The sequence below is a fragment of the Indolivaga capnocytophagoides genome (assembly GCF_036511535.1).
Lineage (GTDB): Bacteria > Bacteroidota > Bacteroidia > Bacteroidales > Dysgonomonadaceae > Dysgonomonas_A > Dysgonomonas_A capnocytophagoides.
The window spans coordinates 4,139,280-4,162,687 of the sequence record NZ_AP028867.1 but is presented as its reverse complement, the minus strand read 5'-3'; the positions used below and the strand labels follow the sequence as shown (position 1 = coordinate 4,162,687).

Annotated in this window: 9 protein-coding genes and 2 pseudogenes; 10 read left to right on the top strand and 1 reads right to left on the bottom strand. The window is 38.5% G+C overall.

Translation table 11 applies throughout. The features are described from left to right. On the bottom strand, positions 1-3,423 hold the full coding sequence (locus AABJ51_RS16530) for a SusC/RagA family TonB-linked outer membrane protein (RefSeq protein WP_338373440.1): 3,423 nt from the start codon (positions 3,421-3,423) through the stop codon (positions 1-3). Positions 3,424-3,800: 377 nt separating this feature from the next. On the opposite strand from AABJ51_RS16530, the gene AABJ51_RS16525 reads away from it, so the two are divergent. The 10 genes and pseudogenes from AABJ51_RS16525 (at position 3,801) to AABJ51_RS16485 (ending at position 23,330) form a co-directional block, all read left to right on the top strand. Next, positions 3,801-6,407, top strand: coding sequence for a glycoside hydrolase family 2 protein (locus AABJ51_RS16525; RefSeq protein WP_338373439.1), 2,607 nt, complete (start codon positions 3,801-3,803; stop codon positions 6,405-6,407). Positions 6,408-6,523: 116 nt separating this feature from the next. Then, positions 6,524-7,819: pseudogene (locus tag AABJ51_RS16520) on the top strand (glycoside hydrolase family 28 protein); the annotation flags it as partial. A 291-nt stretch (positions 7,820-8,110) separates the two neighbouring features. Beyond that, positions 8,111-9,520, top strand: a complete 1,410-nt coding sequence (locus AABJ51_RS16515; RefSeq protein WP_338373437.1) for an acetylxylan esterase — start codon at positions 8,111-8,113, stop codon at positions 9,518-9,520. 2 nt (positions 9,521-9,522) lie between these two features. Next, the gene (locus AABJ51_RS16510) at positions 9,523-11,976 is read left to right on the top strand and encodes a glycoside hydrolase family 95 protein (protein ID WP_338373436.1); all 2,454 of its coding nucleotides are present in this window, start codon (positions 9,523-9,525) and stop codon (positions 11,974-11,976) included. A 12-nt stretch (positions 11,977-11,988) separates the two neighbouring features. After that, positions 11,989-13,215: a glycoside hydrolase family 88/105 protein gene (locus AABJ51_RS16505; RefSeq protein ID WP_338373435.1), complete on the top strand. Its 1,227-nt coding sequence runs from the start codon at positions 11,989-11,991 to the stop codon at positions 13,213-13,215. Positions 13,216-13,219: 4 nt separating this feature from the next. Beyond that, a complete protein-coding gene (locus AABJ51_RS16500; protein WP_338373434.1) occupies positions 13,220-14,665 on the top strand; it encodes a glycoside hydrolase family 140 protein in 1,446 nt (481 codons plus the stop codon). Positions 14,666-14,668: 3 nt separating this feature from the next. After that, positions 14,669-18,418 (top strand): annotated as a pseudogene (locus tag AABJ51_RS16495) (family 78 glycoside hydrolase catalytic domain); the annotation flags it as partial. Between the two features lie 21 nt (positions 18,419-18,439). Beyond that, positions 18,440-19,282, top strand: a complete 843-nt coding sequence (locus AABJ51_RS19435) for a sugar phosphate isomerase/epimerase family protein (protein ID WP_434781405.1) — start codon at positions 18,440-18,442, stop codon at positions 19,280-19,282. A gap of 46 nt (positions 19,283-19,328) precedes the next feature. Beyond that, entirely contained in the window at positions 19,329-21,161 is a 1,833-nt protein-coding gene (locus AABJ51_RS16490) for a right-handed parallel beta-helix repeat-containing protein (protein WP_338373433.1), read from the top strand. Between the two features lie 3 nt (positions 21,162-21,164). Beyond that, entirely contained in the window at positions 21,165-23,330 is a 2,166-nt protein-coding gene (locus AABJ51_RS16485; RefSeq protein ID WP_338373432.1) for an alpha-L-rhamnosidase-related protein, read from the top strand. Positions 23,331-23,408 lie beyond the last annotated feature (78 nt).

Genomic DNA, 23,408 nt, shown 5'->3' with positions numbered 1-23,408 from the left:
TTAAAATGTAACATTTACGCCCAATGACCAAGTTCTTAATGTAGGATAAAGCGTTGTAGTCTTATCATACATATTGCGATATTTATCGGGGTAAGGATTGTATAAATCCCACAAATTATTTCCAGTTACACTTAGTTTCGCAGCCTCTACTTTTAATGGAGTCAGCCATCTTTTTGGTAATGTATACCCTATACTCAAATTACGAATGTAGCAACGGAACGTGCTTACTGCCCAGAAATCGGAAGGAGCATCTACTGAACCGCCTAATCTGTTCTCCATACCAATATTAGGATACTTACCATTTGGATTAGATACTTCATCAAACATATCTTTCCAAAATACATCCGGAGCCCATACCATATTCTGATTAGATGAAGTATTGATTGCAGATACATCGATCTGACGGCTGCCACCCCATGAAGTACCGATCATCATATTGAATGATATACCTTTCCATTCAGCACCTAATTTCGTTGTAAATCCGTATGTTTTATTATCTTTAGCTAATTTAGCATAATCTTTTTCTTTATCAATCTGACCATCAGGACCTTTCTGTACTCCATCATCCCCCAAATCGCTACCTAAATCCTGATATGCTAACATACCTGGTCGCAAATCACTTTTATTGGTCGATCCTAAATATTTAACTTGTCCACCGTTTGCATTTTCAGTCAAATAGTTCCAGTAATTATCTATATCCTGTTGGTTACGTAACAGACCATCACCTGAGCTAGTACCTTTCCAAACATTAAAACCCCATTCAGGCATATATTTTGTTCCCCCGTTTCGTAGAGTATTTTTGGCTGGTAAATCCAATGGTATCTCCGGCCATTCTTTCACTTTATTTCCGCTGAAACCAAAATTTACACCTATGTTATAGTTTACTTTTCCAATGTTGTCGCGCCAATTGATAGAAAACTCACTACCCCATGCATCTATTACTCCTAAATTTTTTTCTGAAATTGCACCACCTGCAAAAATTGGAGTACCAACAATATTTCCTATATATTGATTCAATACATCTGAATTTTTTTCATAATAAAAATCCATCGTTGAAGTCAATCGATTTCTCAAGAATCGAAGATCTAGTCCCAAGTTATATTTATTAGTAGTATCCCAATGAGCATTGGGGTTAGCCGTAGGACTTCCTTTTATACCAGAAGTTGCTATACCACTATTGCTACCAAAGCCATACCCTTTTGTTCCATCCATTTCGTACAACGACATCCATCGCCAAGCCTTTATATTATCCTTACCTGTTTTACCCCATGAAAAACGTAGTTTCGTGTAATCCAACCATTTTGGAGCTACATTCTTGAAAAATTCCTCTTCGGATGCAACCCAACCGATAGATGCTCCGGGAAAAAATCCCCAATAATTTGCAGGCGAAAATTTGGTTGAAGCATCAGTACGGAACAAAAATTGGAATAAATATTTATCTGCATAATTATATGATAAACGACCAAAATAAGATAACGACCCTTGCTCATACTTATATGTAATAGAATTACCTACGTCCATAGTTCCGGCACCTGGAGATGTTCCTAAATATGCATCCGGATCGGGATTACTGTATATCATTTGCTTTTTAGATTGGAAAGCCTTCATTCGCTCCATACCAACCATACCTTCAAAACTATGAACACCAATTTTTTTATCATAATTAATAAAAAAGTTCATCTGCTCATTTTTAGATATCACGTCGGTATATACAACACGAGAACGTCCTGAAAACTTATCAAACTTATAGTCTGACACAGATGGATGTTCACTAAAAAAACGACTACCCGGATCTAATCTATTAGTGGCGTTAAGGTAGGCTAATGCATAAGGCATCATTACCTGCTCACCATCATCAGCATCACGTTTCAAAGCATAAGATCCTCTTAAAGTCAATCCTTTTATATATGGAACAGCATAAGTTAACGAAAAATTTGCATCATAAGCAAATGAGCTCGATTTAGAAAATGCACCGTTTGAATCAGACATCGCAAAATAATTCCAACTTCCAATCTGGTCGTTAGACTTTGCATTTCCTGATGCTGAATAACTGTTGAGTAAAGGCGATGTATAATAACGATTACCATCATCCAATGTTATTTCCCAAGGAATATAATTGGGCATATGCGATAATAAAAGGTATTCACCAGATTCACCGGGTTGTACCTTATCATATCCATTAATAGATCCACTACTTTTTCCAAAACTTTTCAGAACATCTTGTTGAGTTGCGGCTAGAGTTGCCGAGAATTTCAAATCTGAGGTTAACTTAACATCAACACCCGATCGGAAATTCCACCGATTATAATCTTGCTTTCCAAGATTAGCTCCTTGTGTAAAATAAGAAGCTCCCGCAAAATAAGTAGCTTTATCACTACCTCCGCTAACGTTTACTGAGTTGGTTACAGTTGATGCAGATGACCAAGCTTTATCAAGCCAATCATAATTTAAATTGTCCATTGTCGCCAACTCAGCATCGCTATATAGCTTATTCTCCCATCCGGCAGCAGTATTATCCACTTTGCCATTTGCGACATTAAATGAATTGGCAAAACGACCATAATCCGAACCTGTCAATACTTTAGGATGTCCTACAGCATCATTGAATCCAAATTTCCCTGAATAGCTGATTTTCGGAGCTCCGATTTTTCCTCGTTTCGTTTTCACGATAATTGCTCCTTGAGAAGCTCGCGAACCATATATAGCTGCTGCTGCATCTCTAAGCACTGAGATCGTCTCTATTTCTGAAGGATCTAATGCATTAAATGTAGATAAAGATGCTTGTCCTGTATTAGGATCGATCTGCATTACATCATCAATTATAATCAAAGGAGTATCAGAATTACCATCTTTCGAAAAACCAAACTGCTGACGAATTGAAAGTGTTGCACCTTCTCCTGGACGACCATCTCCTCCACTGACATTAAGTCCGGGAATCTGACCAGCTAATGCCGCACCTAGATTAGAAACCGGAAGATTCTCAAATTCTTTCGGGGTTATCACAGCAATAGAAGCAGTTACATCTTTCACTTTCTGGGTTCCATACCCTACAACTACCACTTCATCCAAAATTTTAGTATCTTCTTGTAAAGTAATATTAATTTTAGATCGATTTTTAATTTGAACATTCTGAGATAAATATCCAATAAATGAGACCTTCAGGATACCTTGAGGTGAGGCATTTACTCTGTAAAAACCATCAATATCTGTTATTACTCCGGTTTTTTCACCATCAACAATAACAGAAGCTCCAATCACGGCTTCTCCTTGCTCGTCGAGCACATTTCCTGATACAGATATAGTCGATTGACCATAAGCACACACGGATACAATCAAGCCTATCAGAAAAGTAAAAAATCTACCGCTAAATCGTTTAACTATTTTAGCCGTAAAAAAGGTTTTAAATAAATCTGTGTTTATCATGGGTTATTTAATAAGTGAATAAAAAATTCCTTGGTTAAGTTGAGCGTTTCTCTTGTATATGACACTTTATATATTTAAATGAAATTATTTTTCAGAATTATTCATATTATCAATTAAGGAATGTCGACAAAAATATAAAAAACGAAATCTTAAGTAAAACGTTTAGGCATGTTTTATAACATAAGAAATAAAAGGATCAATTATCTAAAAAAATATATTCCTTTGTACACTTATAGGACATCAACTTTAAAGAATACATACAGACAAACACTCAATATAAAGACCTATAAAACAACAATAACCTTCTTTTTTATTTTAAAATTACTTTTCACTAAAAGGAAAAACAGTCAGAATTGATCTGCAAAAATATATACAATATGATAAAACGATTAACTTTATTTACTGTTTCTTTTTTTCTGATGAGTATTTGTCCATGCTTTTCCGGGCAAATAGAATACCAACCTAAAATATCGGTAGGTGGGTTTTATGATTTAAAGAACTCTGATCGAAAAGTATTTAATTTCAATGTAGGATGGAGATTTCATAAAGGAGACATCCCGAATGCTGAGACAACCGAATTCAATGATTCTAATTGGAATATAGTATCTACTCCTCATACCGTGCAACTAATGCCGGCGGAAGCCAGCGGAAGCCGTAATTACCAAGGAGTGGCATGGTATAGAAAACATTTCACGGTAAATAAGGACTTAAACAACAAGCTTATAAACATATACTTCGAAGCAGCAATGGGTAAATCAACCGTGTACCTCAACGGCAAAGAAATACTCGCACACCTCGGGGGATATCTTCCTTTCAGTATAGAACTTACTCAACTTGGAATCAAGGCCGGAGACGAATGTTTAATTGCTGTTAAGACTGATAATTCAGACGATAAAAACTTTCCTCCAGGAAAAAAACAAACAACGCTTGATTTTACATACCATGGGGGAATTTATCGGGATGTATGGATGATCGCAACATCTAAGACTTTTATCACTGATCCGAACAAGACGAACAAAGTTGCCGGAGGCGGCATCTTTGTCCAATTTGGAGATATATCCAAAACAAAAGCTGAATTGATAATCAATACAGACATCCATAATGCAGATACTAAAGGGAAGACCATTATAATACACCAAAAACTGGTAGACAAAAATGGACAAGCAGTAGCTGTATCTCAAGGGAAGCTATCATTAAAAGCGGATGAGTCTAAAAATAATGCTCAAAAATTATTAGTAAAACATCCACTTCTGTGGCATCCCGACTCCCCGAATTTATATAGTATTGAAACTCTGATTACTGATTCAAAAGGGAATGCTATAGACGGAGTAACAACACGAACAGGGATAAGAAAAATCGAATTCCGAGGAAAAGACGGATTATGGCTTAACGGAGAACCCTGCGATAAACTTATTGGAGGAAACCGCCATCAGGATTATGCATATGTAGGTAATGCCGTACCCAATAGTCAACACTGGCGTGACGCAAAGAAACTCAGGGAAGCCGGATGCCGTATCATACGGGTTGCGCACTACCCTCAGGATCCTTCTTTTATGGATGCCTGCGATGAACTGGGCATGTTTGTCATTGTAGCGACTCCCGGATGGCAATACTGGAACAAAGACCCTCAGTTTGCCGAGTTGGTATATGATGATATTCGCAATATGATCCGCCGAGATCGCAATCACCCGTCTGTATTGATGTGGGAACCTATACTTAATGAGACCAGATTTCCGCTCGAATTTTCACTAAAGGCCCAGCAAATTACACACCAGGAAATGCCGGGATCATCATGTGCTGCTGATAATCATTCAGCAGGTGTTGCCGAAAACTACGAGGTCGTTTACGGATGGCCAAAAGATACAGGCAGCTATAAACAATGTATTTTTACACGTGAATTCGGGGAGAATGTGGACGACTGGTATGCTCATAACACAAACAACAGAGCATCACGCAGTTGGGGAGAAACTCCTCTCTTAATACAGTCTCTCCAGTTGGCAAAAGCATATAATGAAATGTACCCCGCCAGCCGTCAATTTATAGGTGGAGCATTATGGCATCCATTTGACCATCAGAGAGGATATCACCCCGACCCATATTGGGGAGGTATAATGGATGCGTTCAGACAACCGAAGTATTCATATTATATGTTCAAAAGCCAGGTTCCTGCCACATTCAGTAATCCTCTATTAGAAACAGGTCCTATGCTATTTATTGCTCATGAGATATCTCCTTTTTCAAGCAGTGATGTGACTATATTTACAAATTGTGACGAAGTTCGTCTTATCGTTTACGAAAAGGACACTCTTATACAGAAAGTTCCTCGTACAAATCCGGGAATGCCGAATCCTCCGGTAACATTCAAAAATGTATATGATTTTAACCAAATGCGTGTACTCCCTTATGTTGAGAAAAAATGGCAGCAAGTGTCATTTATCGCAGAAGGGCTGATAAATGGCAAGGTGGTATGCAGAGAAAAGAAAATGCCGTCGAGACGATCTGCAAAACTCCGCCTTTCAATTGACAATTCCGGGCAACATCTGACTGCTAATGGGTCTGATTTTATACCTGTAATATGTGAAGTAACCGACGACGATGGAAACGTAAGACGACTCGCCAAAGAACAGATACTTTTCTCGGTAGAAGGGGAAGGCGAAATCATCGGGGATGCAATTATAGGTGCTAATCCGCGTACGGTAGAATTCGGTTCGGCACCCGTATTGATCAGATCAACCACGACTGCCGGAAAAATTAAAGTAAAGGCAAGAGTTTTGTTTGAAGGAGAGCATGCTCCGACTCCTGCCGTAATAGAATTCGAAAGTATACCATCAGATTTTCAGCTTATTTATAATGAAAAACCCAGAACAGTAAACAAAAGCTCTTATAGCTTTGACTATCAACGCCAGCTATCAGAAGAAGATAAGCAAAAAGCTTTAAATGAAGTGGAGCTTCAACAGACTGAATTCGGCGAAAAGAATCAATAAAGTCTCAGATATTTTATTGAGATTAATACAGCTCGATATGTTTTACAACATATCGAGCTATTTTTGCTAAAACGTTTAATCTGATATTTTTGTATAATCTTAAATTTACCTGCTCCATGAAAAAAATCTACATTATATTACTATCGCTTATTTCATTATCTGCTCAGGCTAAGGATATAAATATATCCGAATACGGAGGCAACGGTGATGGAAAAACCAGCAATACAGGCATTATAAAAAGAGCCATAGACGAGTTGTCATCAAAAGGTGGTGGAACATTAAGTTTCACACAAGGAACTTTCGTTACAGGACCTATCGTACTGAAAAGCAATATCACTCTGCTAATAGATGCAAGTGCAACCATCAAGTTTTCGGATGATTTTTCGGAATATATTCCCTTTGTTGAAATGAGATACGAAGGTGTAGTCATGAAAAGTTTTTGCCCGATGATTTATGCCTATGAACAGGAAAATATCGCCATCAAAGGTGAAGGCACAATAGACGGTAACGGCAAAAAGTGGTGGTATGGTACTTTCACCGTAGAAGGAGCTCACAAAGATGAACAATTCAAAAAAGAATTGAATGGGTATCAAGAGCTTTGGAATAAGGAGAATCCGAACCTCACCATCGAAGACCAATCAGATTGGAAACGGACTCTCGGTAAAAGGTTTTTCCGCCCTCCATTGATGCAGCCATACAAATGCAAAGGATTTAAGGTACAAGGGGTAAAAATTATAAATTCACCATTCTGGACTATCAATCCTGAGTTTTGCGAAAACGTATTAATAGATGGCATAACAATAAATAACCCTGATGCACCTAATACTGACGGGATAAATCCCTCATCCTGCAAAAATGTAATTATATCCAATAGTTTCATTACTGTGGGTGATGACTGTATTACTCTCAAATCCGGACGCGACTTACAAGGGCGTCAATATTCGACTCCTTGCGAAAATATCACTATCACTAATTGTGTCATGAGAGCCGGTCACGGTGGAGTTGTAATCGGTAGCGAAATGTCGGGAGATGTTCGTAAAGTATCTATCAGTAACTGTATTTTTGATGGAACAGACCGGGGAATCCGTATAAAATCGACTCGGGGACGTGGAGGTATTGTTGAAGAAATAAGAGTCAGCAATATTGTCATGAAAGATATCAAGAAGGAAGCAATTACAATCAATCTGTTTTATTCAAATGTTCCACAGGAAAGCTTTTCGGAGAGGACTCCCATTTTTAGAAATATACACATATCAGGACTTACAGGCAGTAAAGTAAATACAGCCTGCACGATACTCGGTATTGAAGAATCACCAATTAGCAATATCACATTATCTGATATCAATATAGATGCTGAAACAGGAATTCAGATTGATAAGGCCAAAGATATCACCCTAACCAATATAAAGATAGGGACACAATTGGGTGCTACATACAAAATCAGTTCAACTGAAAATCTTTATGTAAATAATATATCGACAGCCAACCCAATCGCTACAAAACCTGTTGTAGAACTGACTGATGTGAAAGATGCCTTTATTCAAGGCTGTTTTCCCCTAAAGGGCAGTAAATCATTTGTATCTGTCGATGGAACTGAAACTAACAACATTATCTTATCCAATAATTCATTTATAAGATTAACGACTGCAGTTGAAAAGGGAAACCTGTTAAAGAAGTCTGCAGCCATTATAGAATAATAAGCAATGAAACTAAAAGCGTGCATATATATTTTCGTATCTTTTATTTGTATCTCCGGTCTATTTTCGCAGACACAAAACGCAGACAGCCTTTACTCTCGTCCATTGATTGAAGTTTTGAATAATATAGAACACCAATTCGGTATTAAAATCAAATACGATCAAAAGATGATAGATGGGAAAGTTCTCACTTATGCAGATTGGAGAATCAAACCGTGGAGCGTAACAGAAACTCTGAAAGCCGTACTTGCTCCTTTTGATTATATATACACGATGGATAACGGAAAGTATAAAATCAAATCATTCGAATACGCCCGAACAACTACGGAGGAAGGTAAGCAATTTCTCGATTATCTTAATTTGCTCTATCCAAATAAAACAGATTGGGAACAACGAAAGGCTCAACTAAAAGCCTGCCTGCCTTCAGCACTTGGGCTATCTCCAATGCCGACCAAACCAAGCTCACAAATAATTTTAACCAAGATACGAAAATACAACGGATATACTGTTCAGAACTTTGCATTGGAAACTTTGCCGGGAATATATGTGTGCGGATCCATATACAAATCTTCCCTGAAAATGAAACAATATCCGATTATATTAAACCCTAACGGACATTTCGGACAAGGGCGATACAGAACCGATCAGCAAAATCGCTGCGCTATGCAAGCCCGTATGGGAGCAATAGCAGTCAGTTGGGATCTGTTCGCATGGGGGGAAAGTCTTCTCCAATTCGATGGAACTCTACATCGGCTAAGTGCGGCTAATGCCATCCAAACATTAAATACCTTACGCATACTCGATTATATGCTATCGCTGAAAGAAGCAGATCAGACCAAAGTCGGCATCACTGGGGGATCGGGTGGTGGCAGCATGACTATGATGGTCTCAGCCATTGACGACCGTATTACTTTAAGCATACCTACTGTTATGACTTCATCCTACTTTGTCGGAGGGTGTCCTTGCGAAAGCGGTCTTCCGGCACATCTTTGCGGAAACAGGACTAATAATGCAGAGCTTTCAGCGATGTTTGCACCCAAGCCCCAGCTTATCTTATCCGATGGTAAAGACTGGACTGCGAATGTTCCAGAATTGGAACTGCCCTACATCAAACGTATATACGGATTTTACGGAGCAGAAGAGAATATTGAAAATACCCACTTCCCCGAAGAAGGACATGATTATGGGATTTCTAAACGATTGGCAATGTACCGTTTTATAGCAAAACATTTCAATCTGGATTTGAAATGTATTTCGGATTCGGACGGAAATATAGACGAAAGCAAAGTAACCATCGAAAAAGAATCTGAAATGTATGCTTTCGGAGAGAAAGGCGAAAACCTCCCCAAAAATGCAATAAAAGGAAAAGAGTCTTTATTAAAAGTCCTGAAAGAGTACCAAATCATTAAAGAATAACCATGAAACAAGTTTTATCCATATTCGTAATGTTAGTCTTGGGAACATGCCTTTCTGCCCAACAAGACCTAAAGTTGTGGTACAACAAACCTGCAACCGATTGGAATCAAGCCCTACCTCTAGGTAACGGACGTCTGGGAGCTATGGTATTCGGCGATCCTTCGGTCGAGCATCTCCAGTTAAATGAAGAAACAATCTGGGCAGGTTCGCCAAACAGCAATGCACGTGAGCTAGAAAACGGTGTCTTGAATAAAGTCAGGCAACTCATATTCGAAGGAAAATACAAACAAGCAGAAGACATGGCTACAGAAAAAATCATGTCTAAAACAAACCATGGTATGCCATATCAACCCATGGGAGATTTGTTTATTTCGTTCAATGGTCATAACAAATACACCGACTATTATCGGGATCTGGACATCAGCAACGCAACCGCCTCTGTGAGCTATAAAGTGGATGGTACTACTTTCCGAAGAGAAGTATTCACTTCATTTACAGATCAGGCTGTAATAATAAAACTGACTGCAGATAAGAAGTCAAGTATTTCTTGTAACATATTCATGACTACACCTCAGGAGAAAGCCGAACAATTATCCGAAAACGGAGAGTTGATACTTACGGCAATTACCCCTGCTCATGAGAAACAAAGCGGAAAGGTACAACTCGAAACAAGAGTCAAACCCAAAGTCTCAGGAGGAAACGTTTCGGTTAACAATGGTATAATATCTATCAATCACGCTGATGAAGTGATCTTATATGTGGCTATTGCTACTAATTTCAACAATTACAATGACCTTACAGGAGACAAAACTGCGCGATGTAAAGCGTATCTGAATAAAGCATATAACAATGAATACAATAAGGCTAAAGATGAGCACAGCCTATATTATCAGCAATACTTCAATCGCTCGTCTCTTTATTTAGGAGAGACAGAAAACAATAAAAAGCCTACAGATGAAAGAATCCGTAATTTTGCGACGAGTTACGATCCTTCTTTGGCTGCATTATATTATCAATTTGGACGTTACCTGCTGATATCGAGTTCTCAACCGAATACTCAGGCTGCAAATTTACAAGGTATCTGGAACGACAGGTATTTACCATCTTGGGACAGTAAATACACTTGTAATATCAATCTCGAAATGAATTATTGGCCTGCAGAACCTACCAACCTGAGCGAAATGCACGAGCCCATGTTACAACTTGTTCGTGAAGTAGCAGAAACAGGAACCGAAACAGCAAAAAAGATGTACAACTGTAGAGGATGGGTATTACATCACAATACCGATATATGGCGAATAACAGGTCCTGTAGATAGGGCAGCGTCAGGTATGTGGCCTACAGGCGGAGCTTGGGTAAGTCAACATTTATGGTACAGATACCTATATACGGGCGATAAAGAATTTCTGAAATCGGTATATCCTATAATGAAGGGTGCAGCTATGTTCTTCAATGATTTTCTGATAACCGAACCTTCGCATGGTTGGTTGGTGGTAAGTCCTTCGAGTTCTCCTGAAAATACGCATGCCGGAAGCAAAAATAAAGCTACAATTTCAGCAGGTACAACAATGGATAACCAACTGGTTTTCGATCTGTTTTCGGAAGTAATTACGGCTGCTGATCTATTAGGTTTGGATAAAGATTTTGCGGATGCATTAAGATCTAAACGAGCTTTATTACCTCCTATGCAGGTCGGACAGCACAATCAATTACAAGAATGGATGCAAGACTGGGATTCTCCCGATGATAAACATCGACATGTTTCTCATCTGTATGGTTTGTATCCCAGCAATCAAATATCTCCGATAAGAACTCCTATACTTAGTGAAGCTGCTAAAAATTCGCTTATTTACAGAGGAGATCCTTCAACAGGATGGTCGATGGGTTGGAAAGTTTGTTTATGGGCTCGCTTACTCGATGGTAATCATGCTTATAAGTTACTTACAGAACAACTGAATCTGGTAACAAACGAAAAAAAGAAAGGTGGAACATACAGTAATATGTTCGATGCTCATCCTCCGTTTCAGATAGATGGCAACTTCGGATGCACTGCCGGAATGTCCGAAATGTTCTTACAAAGCCATGATGGTTTTGTGTATGTACTTCCGGCTTTGCCTGATGTCTGGAAAAACGGATGTGTAAAAGGGCTTGTAGCCAGAGGTGGCTTTGTTTTCGATATAGAATGGAAGAACGAAAAAGCAGCTAAAATTCAGGTCTACTCAAAATACGGAGGAAACTGCCGTATCCGTATCAATGAAAAACTTAAAGGAGAAGGAATAAAAGTAGCGAAAGGAGAGAACCCTAATCCTCTTTATGAAGTTCCTCAAATAGCAGCACCTCTCATTTCAGAAAAAGCAACATTAAACAACAGTTCGGATCTCCAACCCAAACACACATACTTGTATGATTTAAAAACCGAAAAAGGACAAACATACATTTTCAACATCAAAAACTAAAAAAAATCCACTATGAAAAAAAAAACTGTTACACGTTTCTCCCTATTACTTTTAGTTTTTGCTTTGTTTATTGCATGTGGAAACAGAAAGGAAAATAAAGAAAGCTATACTGATCAAAACAAACCGTGGTCTGTAAAATTAGCAGAGTCGGAAATCAAACGTTTCCCTGAGGCATGGATGATAGAAAAGGCTAAATCTCCCAGATGGGGATATACTCACGGATGTGTAGCTAAAGCTATGCTTGACTTGTATAACCATACAAAGGACAGTACTTTTTATAAATACTCGAAAGGGTATGCCGATATCTTAATTACTGCTGAAGGCTCGATCAAAACATATCAGTTCGAAAAGTTCAACATAGATAATATAAATGCCGGGAAGATTCTATTTAGGTTCTATTCCGATACAAAAAATAATAAATATAAATTGGCTATCGACACATTGGTTCTTCAAATGGAAAACCAACCACGAACTAAAGTCGGCGGATATTGGCATAAAAAAATATATCCCGATCAGATGTGGCTCGATGGTGTATATATGGCTGAACCTTTTTTAGCTGAATATGCAGTACAATTTAATAAGCCAGAAATGTTCGATGATATAGTCAAACAATTCACGCTGATAGATAAATATTGTTATGATAAAGAATCAGGGTTGTATTATCATGGATGGGACGAAAGCCGTAAACAGAAATGGGCAGATCCTAAAACAGGATTATCTCCAAATTTTTGGTCGAGAAGTATCGGTTGGTATGCGCTCGCTTCGGTAGATGTATTAGACTATCTATCACAAGATCATGCCGGACGAAAAGACATACTGAATATTATAGATAAACTGGCTAAGGGGATTACCAAATGGCAAGATCAAAAATCAGGCACATGGTACCAGGTTACCAATTTAGGCGATCGCAAAGGTAATTATCTCGAATCATCAGGATCTGCTATGTTTGTTGCATTTCTGTACAAAGCTATTCGCAAAGGGTATATAAGTAGCGAATATTTAGCACCGGCAAATAAAGGATTCGAGGGTCTGATAAAAGAATTTACCAAGTTAGAAACGGATGGCACATATACAATAACTAATTGTTGTGCTGTTGCAGGACTGGGTGGAGAAAAAGTATACAGAGACGGATCATTCGAATATTACATCGGAGAACCTGTTATCGAAAACGATCCTAAATCTGTCGCTCCATTTATTTGGGCTGCCATAGAAAACGAAAAACAAAAGAAACAGAAATAATACCATGAAATTTATTACCAAACATATAGTTCTATTTTTTGCTTTAGCTGCATCTTTAAGCATTACAGCTCAGGACAACAATAAAAAGAAAAAAGAAAAACCGTGGGACAATGGCAGATTAATTGTCAGCGACAATAAACGTTATTTACAACATGCCAATGGCAAACCTTTCTTTTGGTTAGGCGAAACAGCATGGTTACTTCCATCGCGATCGAACAGAGACGAAGTTGATTTTCTGATGTCCGAAGTTCAAAAGAATGATTATAATGTTTTACAAATATCTGTACTTCATACTATTCCGGCTATGAATGTTTACGGACACGAAGCTTTACCTTATGGATTCGATTTAAAAAACATAGATCAAAAAGGTCAATATAATTACTGGAAACATGTCGATTACATTGTAGAAAGAGCTCAAAAGAGTGGAATTTATGTTGGTATAGTTTGCGTTTGGGGAAGCCCTGTCAATGAAAAATTAATGACAGTTGAAGATGCTAAAAAATATGGAACATTTCTGGTAGAAAGATACAAAAAGTACCCAAACATAATCTGGTTTATCGGAGGAGATATTCGTGGCGATGTACAACCCGAAGTTTGGCAAACATTAGCTAAAACAATACGAGCACAAGATACCGAGCACTTAATGACATTCCACCCCAGAGGTCGTACCTCTTCTACTACTTGGTTTAATAACGAAGATTGGCTAGATTTCAATATGTTTCAATCAGGGCATCGCAGATACGGACAAAGATTCGGAGATGGAGATTACCCCATTGAAGAAAATACCGAAGAAGACAACTGGCGATTTGTTGAAAGCAGCTTAGCTGTATCTCCACATAAACCAGTAATAGATGGAGAACCCGCTTACGAAGATATTCCTCATGGATTGCACAATTTCGGCGAAAGATATTGGCAAGCCGAAGATGTGCGCCGATATGCATATTGGTCTGTTTTTGCAGGATCATTCGGTCATACATACGGACACAATTCGACTATGCAAATGCTACGCCCCGGATATTTAGCTTCTTTTGGTGCAAAAAAACCTTGGTGGGATGCTTTACGCGATCCGGGATGTTTAGAAATGAAATACCTGAAAAAACTAATATTGGCTTTTCCATTTACCGAACGTATCCCCGATCAGAGTATTATTGCCGATACCAATGGAAAACAGTACGAACGGGTAATTGCAACAAGAGGTAACGATTATATTTTAGTATATAACTATACAAACCGTTTGACTAAGATAGATATGACCAAGATCAGCGGGACTAAGAAAAAAGCTTGGTGGTACAGTCCTATTGACGGACATACTGAGTTTATCGGAGAATTCGATAACGGATCGAAAGACTTCATCAACGATTCGGGATACAGAGCCGGTAACGATTGGGTACTGATCATTACAGATACAACAAAAACATATGTAGAAGACAATCTTCAAGAAAAAAAATAAATGATGAATTTCAAACGTATTATATTGTTTTGGGGTGCACTAAGTCTTTTTATCTCAGTCCATGCGATTGAGATAAAAGACTTACGTTGCGAATTAATGACTAATCCTGAGGGTATAAGTACTACCACTCCCCGTTTCAATTGGATCATAAAATCAAATGAGCGCAACTCGCTACAAACCTCTTATCAGATATTAGCATCCAGTTCTCCTGAAAAACTAAACGAAAAAGATGCTGATCTGTGGAATTCGGGAGTTATCAAAAGCGATCAGTCCACCTTGGTCAAATATACAGGAAAAGCTCTTAAATCGAGAGATATAGTCTATTGGACAGTAAAAGTTACCACCAATAAAGAAACCGGCGAGTGGAGTGCTCCGGCTCATTTCTCCGTCGGTTTACTTAATGCTAACGATTGGGCTGCACAATGGATCGGGCTAGATAAAGCTTTCCCTTGGGATAGCGAAACTCAACATTCGAGGCTATCGGCTCGTTACCTCAGAAAAGAATTTACCAGTGCTAAAACTGTAAAATCTGCTAAAGTATATATTGCAGGACTAGGTTTATATGAACTTTATATAAACGGTAAGCGGATTGGAAATCAAGTTCTTGCACCTGTCCCTACAGATTACGATAAGTCTGTTACTTATAATACATTCGATGTTACATCACTCATTAAAAACGGAACGAATACTGTTGCAACTATTTTAGGGAATGGTCGCTATTACAATATGCGTCAAAATTTTAAGCCGCATAAAGTAAAAACTTACGGCTATCCTAAAATGCGACTTCAGCTTGAAATAGAATATACCGATGGCAGCAAATCGTTTGTCAACAGCGACAATAATTGGAAGGTAACATCTGACGGACCGATCCGATCAAATAATGAATTTGACGGTGAAGATTACGATGCTACCAAAGAATTACAGAACTGGAATCTGAATGGTTTCAATGATTCTAAATGGGCTAAAGCATCCGTAGTAAGTCCTCCATCGGGGAATCTGATTTCTCAGATGACCGACAATATGCGAATAAAAGAAGTACTGAAACCCATAAGTGTAAAACCCTTAGCAAAAGACACTTTCATTATCGATATGGGGCAGAATATGGTCGGATGGCTTCAACTAAAAACCCAAGGACATAGAGGACGTAAAATAACTATACGCTTTGCAGAATCATTAGACAATAATGGACGCCTAAAGCGTGATAATTTAAGAAGTGCCCTATCTACTGATACATACATACTGAAAGGTTCGGGAATGGAGACATGGGAGCCATCGTTTGTTTATCATGGATTCAGATATGCCGAAGTTACAGGATTTCCAAGCATCCCTACAATTGACAATTTCGAAGGAAAGGTCATATACGATGATATGGCTACAATTGGTGAATTTAGCTCTTCGAATGAGCTATTGAATCAAATATATCAGAATGCATATTGGGGAATCAGAGGTAACTATAAAGGAATGCCTGTAGATTGCCCTCAAAGAGACGAAAGGCAGCCTTGGCTCGGCGACAGAGCAACAGGTTCGTTAGGCGAAAGCTATATTTTTGATAATACCAGATTGTATGCCAAATGGTTGAATGACATTGAACAATCGCAAATGCCATCGGGACAGCTTCCTGATATGTCTCCCGGATTTTACAAAACATATTACAGCGATAATATGACATGGCCCGGTACTTATCTGATGGTGGCTGATATGATATACCGCCAAACAGGAAATGCCGAACCTATTATCAGTCATTATGCTTCGATGAAGCAATGGCTCGAATATATGAGAAGTAAATATATGACTACTTCTTACATCGTCACCAAAGATAAATACGGAGATTGGTGTGTCCCGCCCGAATCGAAAGAACTGATTCATTCTCTCGATCCTGCCCGAAAAACTGATGGGGAACTAATATCAACAGCTTATTATTTTTATTTTATGCAACTGATGCAAAAATTTGCAATGATTGCCGGACACGAAAATGATATACCTGCATATGCCGACTTAGCTAAACAAATTCGAAAAGGCTTTAACGATAAATTTTATAACAATGCGACCGGTCAATACAGCAATTATACCGTAACAGCCAATCTTTTACCTTTGACTTTCGGTATTGTAGACAAGGATAATGAAGATCGTGTTTTCAAGAATATGATGTATCGTATCGTTCAGAACGATAAACTGCATATAAGTACAGGGGTTATCGGTACTCAATGGTTAATGCGTGAACTGTCGAAACGAGGATGTACTGATGTTGCATATACTATTGCCACTCAGAAAGATTATCCGGGATGGGGATATATGATCGAAAACGGAGCAACTACTATATGGGAACTGTGGAATGGAAATACAGCCAGCCCAAAAATGAATTCACAAAACCATGTGATGCTTTTAGGCGACCTTATTGCATGGATGTACGAGAATATTGCAGGAATCAAGAGCCACGAAACGCATACAGGATTTAAGTGGTTGTGGATGCACCCTACCCCAACCGAAAATTTGAATCAGGCAAAAGCATCTCATACCACACCTTATGGTCTGGTAGAAAGCGATTGGACATTAAATAAAGGAATCTTTACATGGAAGATTACCATTCCTGTTAATAGTAGAGCTAATATTCTTATACCAGCTGCCGAAATAAACGACATTACCGAAAACGGTAGACCTATTACTGATGTAGAAGGGTTAAAATTTGTACGGAAAGAAAACGGACGTATCAATCTCGAAATAGGCTCGGGCGAATACTCATTTACTTGTAAATATGGTGTTGCACAAGATCGTTGGAGAGAGGGTATTATTGCCGATGAATTTATTTGCGAAAAACCGTCTTTCCCCGAAAGTCATGCTTCTACCATTGCCGAAACTAAAGAAGGATCAATAATAGCCTCTTGGTTTGGCGGAACAAAAGAACGAAACCCTGATGTATGTATCTGGACAAGCCACTATATAAACGGTAAATGGACTGAACCAAGAAACGTTGCAAACGGAATCGTGAATGACACTCTTCGCTATGCTTGTTGGAATCCTGTATTGTATCAAGTGCCAAATGGCGAACTTCAATTATACTACAAAGTAGGACCTAATGTCGGAGGATGGATTGGAAAAGTAATTACATCAAACGATGGAGGTTATTCTTGGTCTGAACCAAAAGACCTTCCCGAAGGATTTATCGGACCTGTAAAAAATAAACCTGTACTCCTTAAAAACGGATTACTGATTTGTCCATCGAGTACCGAAGGCGGAGCTTGGAGAACTCACCTTGAAGTGACTAAAGACTTTGGCAAAACTTGGTCGAAGATAGGTCCTATCAACGAAGGTAAATCAATACATACCATTCAACCATCGGTACTTACTTATCCTGATGGAAAATTGCAGCTTCTATGTAGAACGCAGGAACGAACAATAGCACAATCGTGGTCTGCCGACAATGGCAAAACTTGGTCAGAATTTACACCAACTATGTTACCTAATAATAATTCGGGCACAGATGCCGTAACATTACAAGACGGACGTCAATTGCTTGTATATAACCATGTATTGCCCAATGATACACTGAAAAAAGGAAAAGGACTGAGAACCCCTTTGAATGTAGCAATATCCAACGATGGTAAAGTATGGTATGCAGCCCTGATTTTAGAAGACTCGCCTATCAGTCAATATTCATATCCATCGGTTATTCAATCTTCTGACGGATTGGTGCATATTGTTTATACATGGAGGCGTAAAGCCATTAAACATGTAGTGGTTGATCCTTCGAAATTAGTTTTATCAAAGATCGAAAATATGGAATGGCCTTCACTCACCGAGACATCCGAAATACAAGTGGTAAATAATCAAAGATACAAGATATCTGTTTGTGATTGGATGATGCTGAAACGTCAAAAAGTAGGGGCTATGGAACTTGCTCAATCGATAGGTGCTGATGGACTCGAACTTGACATGGGAGGTTTAGGTAAACGAGTCAGTTTTGACAATAAACTAACGGAAAAGCATTTTCAGGAAATGTTTATTGCAGAATGTAACCGATTAGGTATACAATACAGCTCGCTGGCTATGTCGGCTTTTTATGGACAATCGTTTGCCAAAAGAGACAATTACGAGCAACTGATAGATGAATGTATTGCTACGATGAAAGCGATGGATATAAAAGTAGCTTTTCTGCCAATGGGTAATCAAAGCGATTTAGTAAAAGAACCCGAGTTATACAATACGGTTGTAGAAAGGCTGAAAGTGGTGGCTAAAAAAGCTGAATCTGCAGGAGTAGTTATCGGTATCGAAACTACCTTAACAGCCAAAGAAGAAGCAAAGTTGATCGATAAAATAAACTCTCCGTCTATAAAAAGCTATGTCAACTTTTCGAGTATTATTAAACGTAATGGTAATATTATCAAAGATCTAAAAACTCTAGGTAAAGATCGTATCATTCAAATTCATGCCTCAAACACCGATGGGTATTGGTTAGAAAACGATCCTGCAATCAATATGCCCGAAATAAAAAAGACATTGGATAAAATGGGATGGAGCGGTTGGCTTGTAGTAGAAAGATCTCGTGACACTAATGATGTACATAATGTGAAGAAAAATTATGGAGCAAATGTTCGATACCTAAAGCAAGTATTCCAATAATAAGGACTCAGGTCTTTTAAATGAAATCAAATAAACACGCTGTATAATGATTAAATATATACATACACTCTTTGCATTCTGCTATGCTTTTGCATTATCAGGAGCCGAGATATATGTCTCTACCAAAGGCAATGACTTTGACGATGGCAGTAAAAATAAACCCAAAGCAACATTAGACGCAGCACTAAGAGAAGCGCGTGAGTACAGACGTCTTTCGAAGATAAAGAAAGACGAAGCAATACATATCCGGGTAAACGGAGGTACATACAATTTGTACGAACCTCTCTTTATCCGCCCCGAAGATTCGGGAACAGAATCAAGTCCGACTATTATCGAAGCAATAAACGGAACACCTGTTTTAAGCGGAGGTATGCAAATAAGTAATTGGAAAAAAGAAGGCAAATACTGGACAGCTTCAGTTCCCCGATTCAACGGTAATCGGATAATTTTTCGCCAATTATGGGTAAACGGAAGCAAAGCAACCAGAGCTCGTAATGTTTCTGATTTCGAAAAAATGGACAGAATCAGAAGTAATGATAAAAAGAATGAAATACTTTGGGTTCCTGCATCAGCTGTAAAAGGTTTGGAAAATGCACCGAATCTGGAATTGGTTATTCATCAAATGTGGGCTATTGCCAACCTTCGGGTTAAATCGATTGTTGTACAAGGCGATTCGGCAGGAATCAAATTTCATAATCCCGAAGCCCGCATACAATTCGAGCATCCTTGGCCTCAACCTATGATTAAAGAAGGATTTAATTCTGCTTTTTATTTCACTAACGCTCTTCAGTTAATCGATAAACCGGGAGAATGGTATCACGATATAGATTCGAATAAAATTTACTATCTGCCCCGATCGGGAGAAGACATGAAAACTGCCGAAGTAATTATTCCTACACTCGAAACATTGGTGGATATAAAAGGAACTATCGACCGCCCTGTTAAGCATATTCAATTCAAAGGGATTGATTTTCGATATACAACATGGACACGTCCATCCGAAAAAGGGCATGTACCTCTTCAAGCAGGTATGTATCTTTTAGACGGCTATAAACTACGTCCACCCGGAGTACCCGGAAACTTGAATAAAGGGATAGAAAATCAAGCATGGATAGGTCGTCCTCGGGCAGCAGTAATGGTTGAATTTGCCGAAAACACCCTTTTCGATAATTGCAAATTTCAACATCTGGGTTCTTGTGGAATAGATTTTATTTCAGCTTCCCGATACGATATAGTTAATGGATGTACATTTTCGGATATTGCAGGCAACGCCATGCAAATAGGTAAAATGTCTGACATAGGTATGGAGAGTCATTTACCCTACGATCCTTCGGATAGAAGAGAACTGTGCTCTTATCAAACTATATCGAATAATCTGATAACCGATGTAGCCAACGAAGATTGGGGATGTGTAGCCATCTGTGCCGGATTTGTTACAGACATCAATATCGAACACAACGAGATCAGCGAGATATCATATACAGGTATCAGCCTTGGATGGGGATGGACTAAAACAGTTAATTGTATGCGCAACAACAGAATACATGCCAACTATATACATCATTATGGTAAACATATGTATGATGTAGCCGGCATATATACTCTTTCGGTACAATCGAAATCGTTCATCACTGAAAATAGGGTTGAAGATATTTACAGCCCTTCGTATGTGCACGATCCTCAGCATTGGTTTTACTTATATACCGACGAGGGCAGCTCTTTTATTACGGTAAAAGACAATTGGACTCCTCAAGAAAAATTTCTACAGAATGCAAACGGTCCGGGAAATACTTGGGAAAACAATGGGCCGATGGTTGCCGATTCAATCAAAACGAGGGCGGGACTGAAACCTCAGTATAAACACCTTAAAAGTCTATAAACCATGAAATATAAACTAATATTAATTATGCTTTGTGTATCTCTATCCGGCATCTTTGCTCAAAAAGCCACATGGATATACTATCCGGGCGATTTTGAAATATGGGTGGGCAACGATATGCAAAACAGACGTACCGAACGAGGGGCATTTTTTCCTCCTTTTTGGAAAATGGACAGCCATTATGTATTGGTCGAATTTTCTAAGAAACTAGATTTAGCAAAGACTGAGAAGGTAACCATTGCAGTAGAAGGTCAATATAATGTAAAACTAGATGGGAAATTATTGACAGGCAATCCATCTAATATTACTATTCCAGAAGGAAAACACAGTCTGAATATAAAAGTACATAATCAGGCGAATGTGCCATCGGTATATGTACAAGGCGAAACATTCGGTTCGGATAATACATGGCAGGTAACATTCGAAGACAAAGAATGGATTGACGAATCGGGTAAAGCATCCGATACATCGTCAGGTACAGTATACCTCAATGCCGGATCGTGGAACTTCGACAAAAAGGATACACCTCCTTCTAAATTCAAATTACAAACAACACCCTTGGATGCTGTTAAAACAGAACTTAAAGAAAATGGACTACTTGTTGACTTTGGAAAAGAAACATTCGGTTTTATTCAATTCAAAAATCTGAAAGGAGTAGGAAAAATGAATATCTATTATGGCGAATCACCCGAAGAAGCCTTAGCTAAAGAAACCTGCGAAACTCTCGATTTTTTTGAGATAAAGAATCCCGAAGCAAAAGACTTTACGGCTCCCAATTCTAAAGCATTCCGCTATGTCTATATCGAAAAAGATGAAAATGTAGAGTTCGATACTGTATCTATGCTATATGAGTATCTGCCTCTCGAATATAGAGGATCATTTAAATGCAACGATAATCTGATTAATCAAATATGGGATATATCTGCATATACGATGCATCTCACCTCTCGCGAATTTTTCATCGATGGTATTAAACGCGATCGCTGGGTCTGGAGTGGCGATGCTTATCAAAGCTATCTGATGAATTACTACCTGTTTTTTGACTCTCCTTCTGTAACACGAACTATGCTTAATCTTAGGGGTAAAGATCCTGTGACCAGCCATATAAATACCATTATGGATTATACATTTTACTGGTTTATGGGAATCTATGACTATTTACAATATACAGGTGATGAAGAATTTGTTAAACAATTCTATCCCCGTATGCAAAGCCTGATGGACTTCTGTCTTTCACGGAGAAATAAAAATGGATTGATGGAAGGTCTTTCGGGTGATTGGGTATTTCTCGACTGGGCAGACTTCAAAATGAGCAAGAGCGGAGAACTTAGCTTCGAGCAATTACTTTTCTGTCGGAGTTTGGAAACAATGTCAATATGTGCAGAAATAATGAAAGATGACGAAGGCAAAAGAAAATATGCAGGATTGGCATCAGAAATTAAATCAAAACTATTCTCGGCGTTCTGGTCTGACAGTCAGCAAGCATTTGTCCACAATCGCGAAAATGGTGTTCAAAGCAAACAAGTTACTCCTTACACCAATATGTTTGCTGTTCTTTTAGGTTATCTCGATACCGAAAAAACCGAACAAGTAAAACACAGTGTATTACTCAATCCTGATGCATTGAAGATAACAACTCCTTATATGCGCTTCTACGAATTAGAGGCTTTATGTAAGCTTGGCGAGCAAAACTTTGTACTGAAAGAAATGCGCGACTATTGGGGCGGTATGCTCAATATGGGAGCAACTTCTTTCTGGGAAAAATACAATCCGAATGAAACCGGTACTCAACATTTAGCCATGTACGGACGTCCTTTCGGCAAAAGCCTTTGTCATGCATGGGGGGCAAGCCCTATTTATCTGCTTGGCAAATACTATATAGGGGTAAAACCTCTAAAAGAAGGTTACAAAGAATTTGCCATCACTCCTGTATTGGGTGATTTGCAATGGATGGAAGGTTCCGTACCGACTCCTAACGGAGATATTAAAGTGCGTATGGATAGAAAAAACATCACAGTATCAGCAAGCGAAGGTGAAGGCTACTTGTCCTTCGAAAGCACATCCAAACCAAAAAGTAATCAAGGAACCATCGAAAATATTTCGAAAAATAAATACCGAATCAAAATTTTAGCTAATAAAGGTGATTATAAGATCACAGGAAAATTTTAAGGTCTCAGACCTATTTATTGTCTATCCAAGTATAACAGCAATTGATAGTTATAACTTTAAAATGCGACATTAAATACT